Consider the following 521-nt stretch of genomic DNA (forward strand, 5'->3'; position numbering starts at 1 on the left):
TTCTCGCAATATTTTTCATATAGCCACCTCGTAGTGCCATTTGGCGCAAAATGTCTATTTCGAAGCCAGCTCGAATCATTTGGGTGTTGTCATCAAATGAGGAAAAGCGTTTCTCTTCATTTAAGTCGTAGTCGACGCTCATGGTAAAGTAGTCTGCAACGATACCCGCACCTACTGTGTAAACAGGTCTCATACTGTATTCGTATGACTGAATCGTATCAGTGTTGTACTGGAACGATTTGGTTTTCACGTCTCTTCCAATCAAGTTTTTAGCCGAGATACCCAAACGATATGGACCGAAGAACCAAAGTGCACCCGCATCTAAGTTAAACATAGTTTCAGCAGTTTCGTGTTCACGGAGATCTTTGGTATCAAAGTTCTTAAAGCTGGTCGCATACGAATATGTATAGATGCGCTGCAGTTTTGGGGTGATACCAAAAGAAAGATGCTGATTCATAAAGTTGGTGTACTTGGCAAGAGACACCCCCGCCTCCGCTACGCCAATCGAAACACCTTGAACA

At 43.2% G+C, this 521-nt stretch carries 1 protein-coding gene; it reads right to left on the reverse strand.

Annotated elements, in window-relative coordinates; translation table 11 throughout:
• Positions 1-521, reverse strand: a 521-nt coding sequence (traF, locus tag R7R24_RS30350) for a conjugal transfer protein TraF (protein WP_318120669.1), incomplete at both ends; no start/stop codon positions are given.

The sequence above is a fragment of the Vibrio sp. 704 genome (assembly GCF_033339295.1).